Annotated in this window: 15 protein-coding genes; 1 reads left to right on the top strand and 14 read right to left on the bottom strand. The window is 65.3% G+C overall.

Going from position 1 to position 14,144, the window contains the following annotated elements; translation table 11 throughout:
- Positions 1–74: 74 nt before the first annotated feature.
- From phoR to O1Q03_RS28500, 12 genes are all read right to left on the bottom strand, one after another.
- Entirely contained in the window at positions 75–1,394 is a 1,320-nt protein-coding gene (phoR, locus tag O1Q03_RS28555) for a phosphate regulon sensor histidine kinase PhoR (protein ID WP_269507382.1), read from the bottom strand.
- A 56-nt stretch (positions 1,395–1,450) separates the two neighbouring features.
- On the bottom strand, positions 1,451–2,152 hold the full coding sequence (gene phoB / locus O1Q03_RS28550; protein WP_006750313.1) for a phosphate regulon transcriptional regulator PhoB: 702 nt from the start codon (positions 2,150–2,152) through the stop codon (positions 1,451–1,453).
- Between the two features lie 32 nt (positions 2,153–2,184).
- A complete protein-coding gene (gene phoU, locus O1Q03_RS28545) occupies positions 2,185–2,889 on the bottom strand; it encodes a phosphate signaling complex protein PhoU (protein ID WP_269507381.1) in 705 nt (234 codons plus the stop codon).
- A gap of 18 nt (positions 2,890–2,907) precedes the next feature.
- A complete protein-coding gene (gene pstB, locus O1Q03_RS28540) occupies positions 2,908–3,756 on the bottom strand; it encodes a phosphate ABC transporter ATP-binding protein PstB (protein WP_057927907.1) in 849 nt (282 codons plus the stop codon).
- Positions 3,757–3,771: 15 nt separating this feature from the next.
- A complete protein-coding gene (pstA, locus tag O1Q03_RS28535; protein ID WP_269507380.1) occupies positions 3,772–4,665 on the bottom strand; it encodes a phosphate ABC transporter permease PstA in 894 nt (297 codons plus the stop codon).
- Positions 4,662–5,648 carry a phosphate ABC transporter permease PstC gene (pstC, locus tag O1Q03_RS28530; protein ID WP_269507379.1) on the bottom strand — a complete coding sequence of 329 codons (987 nt, stop codon included), beginning with the start codon at positions 5,646–5,648 and terminating at the stop codon, positions 4,662–4,664. The genes pstA and pstC overlap by 4 nt, the downstream gene beginning before the upstream one ends.
- Positions 5,649–5,742: 94 nt before the next feature.
- Positions 5,743–6,777, bottom strand: a complete 1,035-nt coding sequence (gene pstS / locus O1Q03_RS28525) for a phosphate ABC transporter substrate-binding protein PstS (protein ID WP_269507378.1) — start codon at positions 6,775–6,777, stop codon at positions 5,743–5,745.
- Positions 6,778–6,831: 54 nt separating this feature from the next.
- Positions 6,832–7,077 carry a hypothetical protein gene (locus tag O1Q03_RS28520; RefSeq protein WP_269507377.1) on the bottom strand — a complete coding sequence of 82 codons (246 nt, stop codon included), beginning with the start codon at positions 7,075–7,077 and terminating at the stop codon, positions 6,832–6,834.
- A 148-nt stretch (positions 7,078–7,225) separates the two neighbouring features.
- The gene (glmM, locus tag O1Q03_RS28515) at positions 7,226–8,581 is read right to left on the bottom strand and encodes a phosphoglucosamine mutase (protein WP_269507376.1); all 1,356 of its coding nucleotides are present in this window, start codon (positions 8,579–8,581) and stop codon (positions 7,226–7,228) included.
- Between the two features lie 36 nt (positions 8,582–8,617).
- Positions 8,618–9,427, bottom strand: coding sequence for a dihydropteroate synthase (folP, locus tag O1Q03_RS28510; RefSeq protein ID WP_442865874.1), 810 nt, complete (start codon positions 9,425–9,427; stop codon positions 8,618–8,620).
- Between the two features lie 160 nt (positions 9,428–9,587).
- Positions 9,588–11,483 (bottom strand): ATP-dependent zinc metalloprotease FtsH, encoded by a 1,896-nt coding sequence (gene ftsH, locus O1Q03_RS28505; RefSeq protein WP_269507374.1) that lies wholly within the window; start codon positions 11,481–11,483, stop codon positions 9,588–9,590.
- A gap of 166 nt (positions 11,484–11,649) precedes the next feature.
- Complete coding sequence (locus O1Q03_RS28500) at positions 11,650–12,312, bottom strand: RlmE family RNA methyltransferase (RefSeq protein ID WP_269507373.1); 663 nt, start codon at positions 12,310–12,312, stop codon at positions 11,650–11,652.
- Positions 12,313–12,505: 193 nt separating this feature from the next.
- Here O1Q03_RS28500 and O1Q03_RS28495 point away from each other — a divergent pair, with 193 nt between their 5' ends.
- On the top strand, positions 12,506–13,033 hold the full coding sequence (locus tag O1Q03_RS28495) for a YhbY family RNA-binding protein (protein ID WP_269507372.1): 528 nt from the start codon (positions 12,506–12,508) through the stop codon (positions 13,031–13,033).
- 49 nt (positions 13,034–13,082) lie between these two features.
- Here the strand turns inward: O1Q03_RS28495 and O1Q03_RS28490 are convergent, their stop codons facing one another.
- The gene (locus O1Q03_RS28490; protein WP_269507418.1) at positions 13,083–13,541 is read right to left on the bottom strand and encodes a DUF4149 domain-containing protein; all 459 of its coding nucleotides are present in this window, start codon (positions 13,539–13,541) and stop codon (positions 13,083–13,085) included.
- A gap of 14 nt (positions 13,542–13,555) precedes the next feature.
- Positions 13,556–14,032: a transcription elongation factor GreA gene (gene greA, locus O1Q03_RS28485; RefSeq protein ID WP_027784079.1), complete on the bottom strand. Its 477-nt coding sequence runs from the start codon at positions 14,030–14,032 to the stop codon at positions 13,556–13,558.
- Positions 14,033–14,144 lie beyond the last annotated feature (112 nt).

The following is a 14,144-nucleotide window of genomic DNA, read 5'->3' as shown; positions in this document are numbered from 1 at the left end:
GCCTTTTTCGTTTCAGGTCATGCGCGCTTGAACGACGCGCACGCTTCGCATCAAGCCATCACGTCATCACACCATCACGCTTCGAACGCGGCCGGCCGGATCGCGATGATCCGCGCGGCCGGGAAGCGTGCGGTAAACGTGCTGCCGCGCCCTTCCTCGCTCTGCACGTACAGGTGCGAATCGTGCCGCTGCAGCACGTGCTTGACGATCGCGAGGCCGAGGCCCGTGCCGCCCGTATCGCGCGAGCGGCTGCGATCGACACGGTAGAAGCGCTCGGTAAGCCGCGGCAGGTCGGCGGCCGGAATGCCGAAGCCGCTGTCGGTGACGGAGAACACGCCCTGCGCGCCCTCGCGCCGCCACGTCACGGCGATCCTGCCGCCATCGGGCGTATAGCGGATCGCGTTGGTGACGAGATTCGCGAACGCACTGAACACTTCCGTCTGCGCGCCCGTGACGCCGAGCTTCTCGTCGATCGCGAACGTGATGTCGTGATGCCCGTTCGACAGCGTCTGCGCATCTTCCTTCAGATGGTCGAACACGGCACGCATGTCGATCGCGCGATCGGTCGGCGGCTTGCTCTCGCCTTCGAGCTTCGCGAGCACCAGCAGGTCGGTCACGATGTGCCGCATCCGCGACGCCTGCTGCTCCATCATCTCGAGATAGCGCGCGCGGTCTTCCTCGTTCAGCGGCAGCTCGCGCATCGTCTCGAGAAAACCCGACAACACGGTCAGCGGCGTCTTCAGCTCGTGCGACACGTTCGCGACGAAGTCGCGGCGCATCGCATCGGTCCGCTCGAGCTCGGTGATGTCCTGTGTGAGCAGCAACTTGCGGTTCTCGCCGTACGGAAACACCTGCACTTCCAGCACGTTCTGCCGCGACTCGCCCATCCCGCGCATCACGAGCGTCTCGTCGTAATGCTGCGCGTTCAGATAGCGGACGAAGTCCGGATGACGTACGAGGTTCGTGACGTGCTGGCGCAGGTCGCGCTTCGCGTCGAGGCCGAAGTGCACCTCGGCGATCGCGTTGCACCACTCGATCTGGTCGCGGTCGTCGAGCATCGCGACGCCGTTCGGCGACGCCTGGATCGCCTGGATGAAGCGCGAATGCTGCTGCTCGACCTGCCGCACCTGCGCGTGCCACTGCTTCGCGAGCTTGTGCAGCCGGTAGTAGATTTCGCCCCAGATGCCCGGTGCGCTCGGCACCTCGCCATAGACGGGCGCATCGAGCAGACGCCACAGGCGTTGCGTATGGAAAGTGCTGAAGAAGCCCTGTGCGATCAGCATCACGACCGCGAACGCAAGCGCCACGGCCGGGCCGGCGAACACGCCGACCAATACGCTGATCAGCACGAGCAGCACGAGCGACACCAGAAAGCGCGCCCAGATGATGTTCATGATTCAGCGCCCGAAAGAATGAACGGCATGCCGCGGCAACGGCATGCCCGGATACGTTACGCGTGCTTCGCGAGCCGGTAGCCGCTGCCGCGCACGGTCTCGATCATCGCATCGCAACCGGCCGGTTTCAAGGCCGCGCGCAATCGTTTGATGTGGACGTCGACGGTGCGCTCTTCGACGAACACGTGATCGCCCCAGACCTGATCGAGCAGTTGCGTGCGGCTATGCACGCGCTCCGGATGCGTCATGAAGAAATGCAGCAGGCGGAATTCGGTCGGGCCGAGATCGAGCTTGATCTCGCTGCCGTCGCCGTGCGCCGCCACACGATGCGTGGCCGGGTCGAGGCGCAGCCCGTTGATCGACACGACGTCCTCGGTCAGCTGCGGCGCGCGGCGGCGCAGCACGGCCTTGATGCGCGCCATCAGTTCCTTCGGCGAGAACGGCTTCGTTACGTAGTCGTCCGCTCCGATTTCGAGGCCGAGCACCTTGTCCTGCTCATCGCCGCGCGCGGTCAGCATGATGATCGGGATGTGCTTGGTCCGTTCGTTGTTGCGCAGGTCGCGCGCGAACGCGATACCGGACTTGCCCGGCAGCATCCAGTCGAGCAGCACGAGATCGGGCAGCACATCGCTGATCAGGTTCTGCGCCTGCTCCGCGTTGTACGCGCGGATCGGGCAGTGACCGGCATGCTGGAGATTCACCGAGATCAGTTCGGAAATCGCGGGCTCATCTTCAACGACGAGAATGTTGCTGGGCATCGGCACCTCTTTTGTTCCTGTACGTAGACGCGTTAACTGTTGGCTTCGCGATCGAGCGTGTCGCGCGGCTGGTGCCGCACGTCGGTGCCCTTCACGATGTAGATGATGAACTCGGCGATGTTCTTCGCGTGGTCGCCGATCCGTTCGATCGCCTTCGCGATGAACAGGTATTCGAGACCGACCGAGATCGTGCGCGGATCTTCCTGCATGTACGACACGAGCTTGCGCACGAACGCACGGAATTCCTGGTCGATTTCCTTGTCGTCCTTGACGATCTGCGCGGCAGCCACGGTATCGAGGCGCGCGAACGCGTCGAGCGCGCGGCGCAGGATCGTCACGGCCATCTCGCCCGACACCTTGATCTCGGCGATGTTCACCGTGCGCGCGGCCGGCTCGTCGACGAGGCGACGCACGCGCTTCGCGATCTTCTCGGCCTCGTCGCCGGCGCGCTCGAGGTTCGTAATCGTTTTCGAAATCGACATCAGAAGACGCAGGTCACGCGCGGCAGGCTGTCTCCGCGCGATGATGTTGCCGCACTCCTGGTCGATCTCGACTTCCATCGCGTTCAGCGTTTCCTCGGCCGTGATCACGCGCTCGGCCGCGTCGCGGTCGAACTCGTTCAGCGCGTGCATCGCGCCGATGATCTGCGACTCGACGAGGCCGCCCATTTCCAGCACCTTCGACGACACGGCATTGAGATCCGCGTCGAACTGGCTCGACAGATGTTTATCCGACATGGTTGTTGTTCTCCGTCATCAGCCGAAGCGGCCGGTGATGTAGTCTTCCGTTTCCTTGCGCACCGGCTTGATGAAGATCTTTTCGGTTTCGCCGAATTCGATCAGCTCGCCCAGGTACATGTAGGCCGTGAAGTCCGAGCAGCGCGCGGCCTGCTGCATGTTGTGCGTGACGATCACGACCGTGTAGTCGCTCTTCAGCTCCGCGATCAGCTCTTCGATGCGGCCCGTCGAGATCGGGTCGAGCGCCGAGCACGGCTCGTCGAGCAGCAGCACTTCCGGACGGATCGCGATGCCGCGCGCGATGCACAGACGCTGCTGCTGGCCGCCGGACAGGCCATAGCCGCTCTGGTTCAGCTTGTCCTTCACTTCGTTCCATAGCGCGGCCTTCGTCAGCGCCCACTCGACGCGATCGTCCATCTCCGAGCGCGTGAGCTTCTCGAACATCTTCACGCCGAACGCGATGTTGTCGTAGATCGACATCGGGAACGGGGTCGGCTTCTGGAACACCATGCCGATCCGCGCGCGCAGCAGCGAGATGTCGCGCTTGGTGGTCAGCAGGTTCTCGCCGTCCATCAGGATTTCGCCTTCGGCGCGCTGCTCCGGATAGAGCGCGTACATCTTGTTGAACGTGCGCAGCAGCGTCGACTTGCCGCAGCCCGACGGGCCGATGAACGCCGTCACCTTCCCTTCGGGAATGCGCAGGTTGATGTTCTTCAGCGCGTGGAACTTGTTGTAGAAGAAGTTGAGGTTGTTGACCTCGATCTTCGCGTTCAGCGGCGCCAGCGGACGGCCATGCGCCGCGTCTTGCGTGCCGGCGGGCGCAGCGGTGCGCTCGACGGGATTCAGGTGGCTCTCTGCCATATTCATCGGATTGCTCCGCCGTTACTTTTTCGAGAAGATCGAGCGCGCCAGGACGTTGAGTCCGAGCACCCCGAGCGTAATCAGGAACACGCCCGCCCATGCGAGCGACTGCCATTCGGCGAACGGGCTCATCGCGAACTTGTAGATCGTGACGGGCAGGTTTGCCATCGGCTGGCTCATGTCCCACGAGAAGAACTGGTTCGACAGCGCGGTGAACAGCAGCGGCGCCGTTTCGCCGGCGATCCGCGCGACCGCGAGCAGCACACCCGTCACGATCCCGCCGACCGACGCGCGCAGCGTGATCTTCAGCACCATGCGCCACTTCGGCGTGCCGAGCGCGACGGCCGCTTCGCGCAGCGCGTTCGGCACCAGCTTCAGCATGTTCTCGGTCGTGCGGATCACGATCGGAATCTGCAGCAGCGCGAGCGCGATCACGCCGGCCCAGCCCGAGAAGCGCCCCGACTTCGCGACCACGATCGCGTACACGAACAGGCCGATCACGATCGACGGCGCCGACAACAGGATGTCGTTGATGAAGCGGATCGTGCTCGCCAGCAGGTTCTTCTGGCCGTATTCGGCGAGATAGACGCCCGCGAGGATGCCGATCGGCGTGCCGATCAGCGTGCCGAAACCGCACAGCAGCAAGCTGCCGACGATCGCGTTCGCCAGACCGCCGCCTTCCGTGTTCGGGGCCGGCGTCGACTCGGTGAACAGCTGCAGCGACAGGCCGCCGATGCCGAGGTGCACGGTCGTGTACAGGATCCACACGAGCCACAGCAGGCCGAACGCCATCGCGCCGAGCGACGCGGTGAGCGCGATCGCGTTGGTCACCTTGCGCTTGCGCTGCAGGCGGCTGCGCATCGCGTCGAGCGCGGCGCCGTCCGGCCCCGGGAAATTCATGATGGGCTCGCTCATTTCTTGCCCTCTCCCTTCTCGAGACGAAGCAGCAGCAGTTTGGAGATGGACAGCACGATGAACGTGATCACGAACAGGATCAGGCCCAGTTCCATCAGCGCGGACGTATGCAGGCCCGGCTGCGCCTCCGCGAATTCGTTCGCGAGCGCCGACGTGATGCTGTTGCCCGGCGCGAACAGCGACACGCTGTCGAGCAGGTTGGTGTTGCCGATCACGAAGGTCACGGCCATGGTTTCGCCGAGCGCGCGGCCGAGGCCGAGCATCACGCCGCCGATCACGCCGGTCTTCGTATAGGGCAGCACGACCTTCCACATCACTTCCCAGGTCGTGCAGCCGATCCCGTACGCCGATTCCTTCAGCAGCACCGGCGTGACCTCGAACACGTCGCGCATCACCGATGCGATGTACGGGATGATCATGATCGCGAGGATCACGCCGGCCGCGAGGATGCCGATGCCGATCGGCGGGCCGGACGTCAGCGGACCGAGCACCCACACGTTCTCGAGCAGGTGGCCGAGCGGCTTCTGGAAATACTGGGCGAAGATCGGCGCGAACACGAGCAGCCCCCACATGCCGTACACGATCGACGGAATCGCGGCGAGCAGCTCGATCGCGATGCCGAGCGGGCGGCGCAGCCACACGGGCGACAGCTCGGTGAGGAACAGGGCGATGCCGAAGCTGACCGGCACCGCGATGATGAGTGCAATGAGCGACGTCACGATCGTGCCGTAGATCGGCACGAGTGCGCCGTAGACATCCGAGTTCGGATCCCACTCGGATTGCCACAGGAAGCCGACGCCGAACTTCTGGATGGTCGGCAGCGACGCAATGATGAGGGAAACGATGATCCCGCCCAGCAGCAGCAGGGTCACGATCGCGGCAAGCCGTGCGAGGCCGCCGAAGACAACGTCGCCGAGACGGCTCGGCGCGCGTTGCGGCGCGGCGTCGGCGGACCGGGAGGACGTATATGAAATTTCAGACATGGGTGCCTGTTCTGGATCGCCGGGCGCCGTGACGCCCGGCCTTACCGCACACGCTGCCCGGCCGGCACGGCCGGGCAGCGAACCGCTGTATCGCTTACTCCGCGGCGACCGGCTTGCCCGATGCGTCCGTGACCTTCGTCTTCCACTGCTTGCGGATTTCCGTCTCGACTGCCGGCGGCAGCGAGATGTAGTCGAGGCTGTCCGCGGCCTTCTCGCCGTTCTTGAACGCCCAGCTGAAGAATTTCAGCGTTTCCGCGCCCTGCTCCGGCTTGTCCTGCTTCGCATGCAGCAGCACGAACGTCGCGCCGACGACCGGCCATGCTTCCTTGCCCGGCTGGTTCGTCAGGATCTGGTAGAACGACTTCGACCAGTTCGCGCCTGCCGCGGCGGCCTTGAACGTTTCCGTCTTCGGCTCGACCACCGTGCCCGTCGAATTCTTCAGGGCCGTGTAGGTCATGTTGTTCTTCTTCGCGTACGCCCACTCGACGTAACCGATCGCGCCCGGCAGACGCTGCACGAAGGCCGCGACGCCGTCGTTGCCCTTGCCGCCCGTGCCCGTCGGCCAGTTGACCGTCGTGCCTTCGCCGATCTTCGACTTCCACTCGTCGTTGACCTTCGACAGGTAGTTCGTCCAGATGAAGCTCGTGCCCGAGCCGTCCGCGCGGCGGACCACGGCGATGTCCGTATCCGGCAGCTTGACCTTCGGGTTCAGCGCGGCGATCGCCGGGTCGTTCCACTTCTTGATCTTGCCGAGGTAGATGTCGCCGAGCACCGGGCCCGACAGCGTCAGTTCGCCGGCCTTCACGCCCGGCACGTTGACGACCGGCACCACGCCGCCGACCACCGTCGGGAACTGGAACAGGCCTTCCTTCGCGAGGTCTTCATCCTTCAGCGGCGCGTCCGAACCGGCAAAATCGACCGTCTTCGCGTTGATCTGCTTCAGGCCGCCCGACGAACCGATACCCTGGTAGTTCACCTTCGCGCCGCCGGACTGCTGGTAGTCGGCAGCCCATTTCGTATAGATCGGCATGGCGAACGTGCTGCCTGCGCCCGTGATGTCGGCAGCTTGAGCGGCGACGGCGAAAAGCGCGCCAGCCAGGCCGGCAATCGCGGTTTGCATCAATTTCATGAGACCTCCAGTGTGTGAGCGGATGACTACGGCACCGCGAAGGTTAGGGGCTGCTCATGACGGTAATGTGACAATCGATGAAACTGGCGTGACAGTAACATGACCGGTTGAAAGGATGTAGCGGGCGGCGAGCACGCCGCCGTGACGGCGCCGCGCGGCCGCGATGGCGGCAAGAATTGCCGATCCGGGAGGGCGCCGGGCTCCGCTGACAGCCTGCACGAATGCATCGTAGCGCAGAGAAACGGGGCCACAATGCCCCGCCGAAGCATCGACACGATCAGCGTCGAGCCGCGCGTTCATCAGACGAAATCCGCGTGAAGTGAGCCTTTGATTGGTTCGCAAACCTTTGCGACCCACGAAAAAATGCGGCGCCCGAAGGCGCCGCACTTTCGATGCACCGAGCGCCGATGCGCGCGCGGCCGGGCCGTCGCGCGCCCGCCGCTGCGGGTCAGGCCGTCGCTTCGCGCACGGCGTCGGCAATCGCCTCCGCATGGCGGGTCGCGTCAGCCGCCAGTTGCGCTTCCACCATCACACGCAGCACGGGTTCGGTACCCGACGCGCGGATCAGCACGCGGCCACGGTCGGCCAGCTCGCTTTCGGCCGCGTCGATCGCCGCGCGAATCGATGCGCTGCCCTTCCAGTCGGCACCCGGCTTCATCCGGACGTTGATCAGCTTCTGCGGGAACAGCGTGACGCCGTCGAGGATCTGCGCGAGCGTGCGGCCGCTGCGCTTGAGCGCGGCCAGCACGAGCAGCGCCGACACGATGCCGTCGCCGGTCGAATGCCGGTCGAGCGACAGGATGTGGCCCGAGCCTTCCGCGCCGAGCAGCCAGCCGTGCTCGCGCAGTTGCTCGAGCACGTAGCGGTCGCCGACCGCCGCCCGCACGAACTGCACGCCTTCGCGCTGCAACGCGACTTCGACCGCAAGGTTCGTCATCAGCGTGCCGACCGCGCCGTCGACCTTGCCGTCGGTTGCGATGCGGTCCTTCACGAGCACGTACAGCAGTTCGTCGCCGTTGAACAGCCGGCCCGTCGAATCGACGACCTGCAGGCGGTCAGCATCGCCGTCGAGCGCGATGCCGAGGTCCGCGTGGTGCTCACGCACCGCGCGCATCAGCGCGTCGGGCGCCGTCGCGCCGACACCGTCGTTGATGTTGAAGCCGTTCGGCGCGACGCCGATCGGAACGACGTCCGCACCGAGCTCGTGGAACACGTGCGGCGCGATCTGGTAGGCAGCGCCGTGCGCGCAGTCGATCACGAGCTTCAGCCCGCGCAGGTCGTACGCGGCCGGAAACGTGCTCTTGCAGAACTCGATGTAGCGGCCGGCCGCGTCGTCGAGGCGGCGCGCCTTGCCGAGGCGGTCCGACGCCGCGCATTCGAGCGGCTTGTCGAGCCACGCCTCGATCGCGGCTTCGGTGTCGTCGGGCAGCTTGTTGCCGTCCGCGGAAAAGAACTTGATGCCGTTGTCGTGATACGGGTTGTGCGACGCGCTGATCACGACGCCGGCCGCCAAGCGCAGCGCGCGCGTCAGGTACGCGACGCCCGGCGTCGGCATCGGGCCGGCCAGCATCACGTCGACGCCAGCAGCCGAGAACCCGGCTTCGAGCGCGGCCTCGAGCATGTAGCCCGACACGCGCGTGTCCTTGCCGATCAGCACTGTCGGGCGCCCGCCCGCGGCCGCGTCGGCCGAGCCGGCCAGTACCTTGCCGGCTGCGTAGCCGAGGCGCAACACGAAATCAGGCGTGATGGGCGCTTCGCCCACCGTGCCGCGAATGCCGTCCGTGCCGAAATATCGACGTCCCATGGCGAACCTTCCTCCTTCGTCTTTCTGACTTCTGCCTTATCGTTGCCGCGCGGCTTCGCGCACGGCATTCCATACCTTCAGCGCATCGACCGTCGCCGCGACGTCGTGCACGCGCACGATCGCGGCGCCCCGCCCGACCGCGCACAACGCGGCCGCCACGCTCGCCGCGACGCGCTCCGTCGGCGGCTTGCCGCCGATCACCGCGCCGAGCATCGACTTACGCGACATGCCCGCGAGAATCGGATACGCACGCCCGTCCGGCCGCGCGGGCGCCGTGTCCGGCAATGCGGCCAGCAGCGCGTAATTGTCGTCGACCACCGCCTTGCCGAACCCGAAACCCGGATCGACGCAGATCCGTTCCGGCGCGATGCCCGCGTCGAGCAGCGCTTGCGCGCGCGCTGCAAGAAAGTCGCGCACATCGGTCACGACGTCGCCGTAGTTCGGCTCGCCGACCTGCATCGTCTGCGGCTCGCCGAGCATGTGCATCGCGCACAGCCCGCTGTTGCCTTCACGCATAGCATCAATCGCGCCCGGCTGGCGGAACCCCCAGATGTCGTTGATCAGGTCCGCGCCGGCGGCGAGCGCCGCGCGCATCACGGCCGGCTTGTAGGTGTCGATCGACAGCGGCACGTTCAACGGCCGCAGCGCTTCGACCAGCGGGATCACGCGCGCGAGTTCCTCGTCGAGCGGCACGGGCGGCGCGCCGGGCCGCGTGGATTCGCCGCCGATATCGATCAGGTCGACGCCTTCGGCGATCATCCGCTCGGCCTGGCGCAGCGCGTCGTCGCGCGCGAGAAAGCGGCCGCCATCGGAAAACGAATCGGGGGTCGCGTTGAGGATGCCCATCACGAGCGGGCGTTCGAACGTCAATGAGAAACGGCCGCACTGGAGCGGCGCGGGAATGCAGGCAGAAACGGCAGGATCGGACACGGGCGGGGAGCGTTGATGAATGCAAAACGGGCCGGTGTGAAGCCACACCAGCCCGTGAACGGTGCTACAGCGGAGGTCAGGCCGGGGAAGCAGGCGCCGGCGCGTTGCCGGGCTTCACTTCGGCGGTCGTGCCACCGCCAGGCGAGTCGCCACCGATAGCGGGCGAGCTCTTCGGCGAGCGCGGCGGGCGCCCTTCCATGATGTCGTTGATCTGATCGGCGTCGATCGTTTCCCACTCCATCAGTGCGGCCGTCATCGCTTCGACCTTGTCGCGGTTCTCTTCGAGCAGGCGGCGCGCGAGGCCGTACTGTTCGTCGAGCACGCGGCGGATTTCGCCGTCGACCTTCTGCTGCGTCGCTTCCGAGATCGTGCGGGTAAAGCCGCGGCCGAACGGGCCGTTGTCGCTCTCGTCGTCGACGTAGACCATCGGCCCCAGCGCGTCGGTCATGCCGAACCGCGCCACCATCGCACGCGCCGTCTGCGTCGCCTTGTTGAAGTCGTCCGACGCACCGGTGCTGATCAGGTTCAGGAACAGCTCCTCGGCCACGCGGCCACCGAACAGGATCGCCAGGCGATCGAGCAGGTAGTCCTTCGAGTACGTTTCGTTGTCATGCTCCGGCAGCTGCCACGTGACACCGAGCGCGCGACCGCGCGGGATGATCGTGACCTTGTGCACCGGGTCGGCCTTCGGCAACAGCTTCGCGATCACCGCGTGGCCCGACTCGTGGTAAGCCGTCGCGCGCTTCGCCTCTTCGCGAATCACGGCCGACTTGCGCTCCGGACCCATGAAGATCTTGTCCTTCGCGTCCTCGAAGTCCTGCATCTCGACGATGCGCTTGCCGCGACGGGCAGCGAACAGCGCCGCTTCGTTCACGAGGTTCGCGAGATCGGCGCCCGAGAAGCCCGGCGTGCCGCGTGCGATGACGGCTGCATCGACGTCGTTCGCGATCGGCACCTTGCGCAGGTGCACGCGCATGATCTGCTCGCGGCCGCGGATGTCCGGCAGACCGACATAGACCTGGCGGTCGAAACGGCCCGGACGCAGCAGCGCCTTGTCGAGCACGTCGGAACGGTTGGTTGCGGCGATCACGATCACGCCCGAGTTCGCCTCGAAGCCGTCCATCTCGACCAGCATCTGGTTCAGCGTCTGCTCGCGCTCGTCGTTGCCGCCGCCCATGCCGGCGCCGCGATGGCGACCGACCGCGTCGATTTCGTCGATGAACACGATACACGGCGCATGCTTCTTCGCCTGCTCGAACATGTCGCGCACACGGGCCGCGCCGACGCCGACGAACATTTCGACGAAGTCCGAACCCGAGATGCTGAAGAACGGGACCTTCGCTTCACCGGCGATCGCGCGGGCGAGCAGCGTCTTGCCGGTACCCGGCGGGCCGACGAGCAGCACGCCGCGCGGGATGCGACCGCCCAGCTTCTGGAATTTCTGCGGATCGCGCAGGAAGTCGACGAGCTCGGACACTTCTTCCTTCGCTTCGTCGCAGCCCGCGACGTCGGAGAAGTTCACCGCGTTGTTGTTCTCGTCGATCAGCCGCGCGCGCGATTTCCCGAACGAGAATGCGCCGCCTTTGCCGCCCCCCTGCATCTGCCTCATCATGTAGAACCAGAACACGATGATCAGGATCGTCGGCCCGAGGTAGTACAGCGCGGACATCAGCGCGTTCGGCTCGTCGTCGGCCTTGCCGCTGACCTGCACGCCATACTTCATCAGATCGCCGACCATCCAGATGTCGCCGGGCGACACGATCTGGTATTTCTGGCCATCAGCCGGAGTGACGGTGAGGTTGCGCCCCTGCACGACGACATTCTTGACCTTGCCGTTCTTGGCGTCGTCCATGAACTGCGAATAGGACACACCTTCCTGGACGCGGGGCTTGTCGAACTGCTTGAACACCGTAAACAGCACCAGTGCGATCACCAGCCACACTGCTGCCTTCGAAAACATATTGTTGTTCAAAGCACCACTCCTTCACTCGTAGACGAGCGCCTACATTTTCCTTGCGGCGCTCCTCGGTCATTCTAATCCAGTCCGACCACCCTCGCCATAAGCATTGACAACCGCCACGATAGCGCTTCGCTTGTCTGGCAAGGGCCGGAGCCCGTTTGCGGCATCCCGCTCCGCGTTACCGCGGATGCTTCAGCTGCCGACCCAAAATGAACGTTTCGGACGATTTGTCGCGGGATGCCTTGGGCTTGCGCGGCGCGACAACCTTAAACTGCTGTTTGAACTTCTCGACGATCTGGCTGTAGCCGCTGCCGTGAAAGCACTTCACGAGCAGCGCACCGTCCGGCTTCAGGTGATTCTGCGCGAATTCGAGCGCCAGATCGCAGAGGTGCTCGATGCGCGCCGCGTCCGCCGAGGCCACGCCGGAGAGGTTGGGGGCCATGTCGGAAATAACAAGGTCCACCGCGCGGCCTTCGAGCACTTCTTCGAGCTGATGGAGCACGACGTCCTCGCGGAAGTCGCCCTGCAGGAAGTGGACGTCGGCGATCGGCTCCATCGGCAGGATGTCGAGCGCCACGATCGTGCCGTCGATGCCGCCTTCGCGCTCCGCGTCGCGCTTCTTGCCCTGCGCGAGCTTGTTGCGGGCGTACTGGCTCCAGCTGCCCGGCGTCGCGCCGAGGTCGACGATCACCTGGCCCGGACGGATCAGCTTGTCCTGCTCGTCGATTTCCTTCAGCTTGTACGCGGCACGCGCGCGATAGCCTTCCCGCTGCGCCATTTTGACGTACGGATCGTTGATGTGGTCGTGCAGCCAGTGCTGGTTAAAGCGGTTTTTTGCCATTCGAGAGAGAGATTGCTGCTATTTGCTTCGTGAAGCCGTGCTTTTGGCGGATAATACGCGTCTTCTTCGCGCGGCTGCGGCCCTTTCAAGGCCCAAGCCGCGATTTTACGTGGTTTCGGCGCGCGGCTGACGCGGCAAGTGTCCGCGATTCGCATCTGACGCAGCGCGCCCCTATTTAGATTTCGATATTTCCATGCCCGCCCTTTCGCTTTCCCCCGCCGAGCGCTCCGCGCTGCGCTCCCAGGCCCATGCGCTCAAGCCCGTCGTGCTGATCGGCGCCGAGGGGCTCACCGACGCCGTGCTGAAGGAAATCAAGGTGCACCTCGCCGCGCACCAGCTGATCAAGATCCGCGTGTTCGGCGACGAGCGCGACGAGCGCGTCGCCATTTACGACGAGATCTGCGATCGCCTGAACGCGGCGCCGATCCAGCACATCGGCAAGCTGCTGGTGATCTGGAAGCCCGAGGCTGCCGAGGCGGCCCCGGCCCGCGGTCGCCGTGCCGGCACGCTGCCGAGCGCAGCCGAAGCCGCCGACGACCGCAAGGGCCGTGCGCCGCGCACCGTCAAGGTCATCAAGGTGTCGCCGAACGCGAGCCCCGTGCGCCGCCCGAAGCCGGTGAAGGTCACGGTGCGCGGCAACGAGCGCGTGACGGCAGGCGGTACGGTGAAGCGTGCGAAAAAGCGTCAGGCCAGCACGAAGCGGCCGCACCAGGGCAAGTAATCCTGCCGCGCGGCACGGGGCAGCCCGTGCTGCCCTGCCCGCGCGATGCTCACGCGTCGCGTGCAGGCAAACGCCAGATCAGCATCAGACCCAGCACGCTCTCGACCAGGTAGAACAGGCTCGAGACGCCGTGCAGCATCCCGAAGCGGCTCGCATACGGCGAATTCGCAATGTCGGTGCCCGCGTCCATCGCGGCGACGCGCAGCGCGTTCATGAACGGCTGCAGCGCGAAATACCCGATCAGCACGCATGCGACCATCGCGGCGACGATCCAGCGCACGCGACGATATTCGCCGCTGCCGCGTCGCACCTGCTGGTTCGACAGCGCGAGCAGCAAGATGCCGCACACGACACCGAGGATCGCCTCGATGCGAAACAGCTGGGCGGCGACCGTGCCGGCCGTCATCCGCTCCAGCGTCTTGAACAGCACGGGCGCGACCGCATACCCGATCGTCAGCAGGCTGCCGACCCACACGGTCGACAGCAGACGGAACACGCGATGCGGCATCACGTCGCCCCGCTTCAGACGTAGCTGACCGAGATGATTTCGTATTCGCGCACGCCGCTCGGTGCCTGCACCGCCGCGACGTCGCCTTCGCTCTTGCCGATCAGTGCACGCGCGATTGGCGAGCTGACCGAGATCAGGCCGTGATCGATATCGGCTTCGTCGTCGCCGACGATCTGGTACTTCACGGTGTCGCCCGACTCGAGATCCTCGAGTTCGACCGTCGCGGCAAACACCACGCGGCCATCGGCATCGAGCACGGTCGGATCGATGATCTGCGCGGCAGACAGCTTCGATTCGAGCTCCGCGATACGGCCCTCGATAAAGCCCTGCTTTTCTTTCGCCGCGTCGTATTCGGCGTTTTCGGACAGATCGCCCTGTGCGCGGGCCTCCGCGATCGCGTTGATCACGGCCGGCCGCTCGACGGACTTGAGGCGCTGCAATTCATCGCGCAGTTGCTCCGCGCCACGCTTTGTCAACGGAATGGTGCTCATAAACGGCTCAATCGCTAAAAACGGCTATAAAAAAAATCACCGCGATTAAGCGCGTTTCCGATGCACTGGAAACACCGCCTAATCGCGGCACGTGATGCTTCGACAGGTAACT

Source organism: Burkholderia sp. IMCC1007, from assembly GCF_027257875.1.
In the GTDB taxonomy this organism is placed as follows: domain Bacteria; phylum Pseudomonadota; class Gammaproteobacteria; order Burkholderiales; family Burkholderiaceae; genus Burkholderia.
This window is presented reverse-complemented; position numbering and strand designations above follow the sequence as displayed.

What these genes read in the sequence shown, in the direction of transcription:
- phoR (WP_269507382.1), bottom strand. Translation starts at nt 1,394, where the DNA reads ATGAACATCATCTGGGCGCGCTTTCTGGTGTCGCTCGTGCTGCTCGTG.
- phoB (WP_006750313.1), bottom strand. Translation starts at nt 2,152, where the DNA reads ATGCCCAGCAACATTCTCGTCGTTGAAGATGAGCCCGCGATTTCCGAA.
- phoU (WP_269507381.1), bottom strand. Translation starts at nt 2,889, where the DNA reads ATGTCGGATAAACATCTGTCGAGCCAGTTCGACGCGGATCTCAATGCC.
- pstB (WP_057927907.1), bottom strand. Translation starts at nt 3,756, where the DNA reads ATGAATATGGCAGAGAGCCACCTGAATCCCGTCGAGCGCACCGCTGCG.
- pstA (WP_269507380.1), bottom strand. Translation starts at nt 4,665, where the DNA reads ATGAGCGAGCCCATCATGAATTTCCCGGGGCCGGACGGCGCCGCGCTC.
- pstC (WP_269507379.1), bottom strand. Translation starts at nt 5,648, where the DNA reads ATGTCTGAAATTTCATATACGTCCTCCCGGTCCGCCGACGCCGCGCCG.
- pstS (WP_269507378.1), bottom strand. Translation starts at nt 6,777, where the DNA reads ATGAAATTGATGCAAACCGCGATTGCCGGCCTGGCTGGCGCGCTTTTC.
- O1Q03_RS28520 (WP_269507377.1), bottom strand. Translation starts at nt 7,077, where the DNA reads ATGAACGCGCGGCTCGACGCTGATCGTGTCGATGCTTCGGCGGGGCAT.
- glmM (WP_269507376.1), bottom strand. Translation starts at nt 8,581, where the DNA reads ATGGGACGTCGATATTTCGGCACGGACGGCATTCGCGGCACGGTGGGC.
- folP (WP_442865874.1), bottom strand. Translation starts at nt 9,427, where the DNA reads ATGGGCATCCTCAACGCGACCCCCGATTCGTTTTCCGATGGCGGCCGC.
- O1Q03_RS28500 (WP_269507373.1), bottom strand. Translation starts at nt 12,312, where the DNA reads ATGGCAAAAAACCGCTTTAACCAGCACTGGCTGCACGACCACATCAAC.
- O1Q03_RS28495 (WP_269507372.1), top strand. Translation starts at nt 12,506, where the DNA reads ATGCCCGCCCTTTCGCTTTCCCCCGCCGAGCGCTCCGCGCTGCGCTCC.
- O1Q03_RS28490 (WP_269507418.1), bottom strand. Translation starts at nt 13,541, where the DNA reads ATGCCGCATCGCGTGTTCCGTCTGCTGTCGACCGTGTGGGTCGGCAGC.
- greA (WP_027784079.1), bottom strand. Translation starts at nt 14,032, where the DNA reads ATGAGCACCATTCCGTTGACAAAGCGTGGCGCGGAGCAACTGCGCGAT.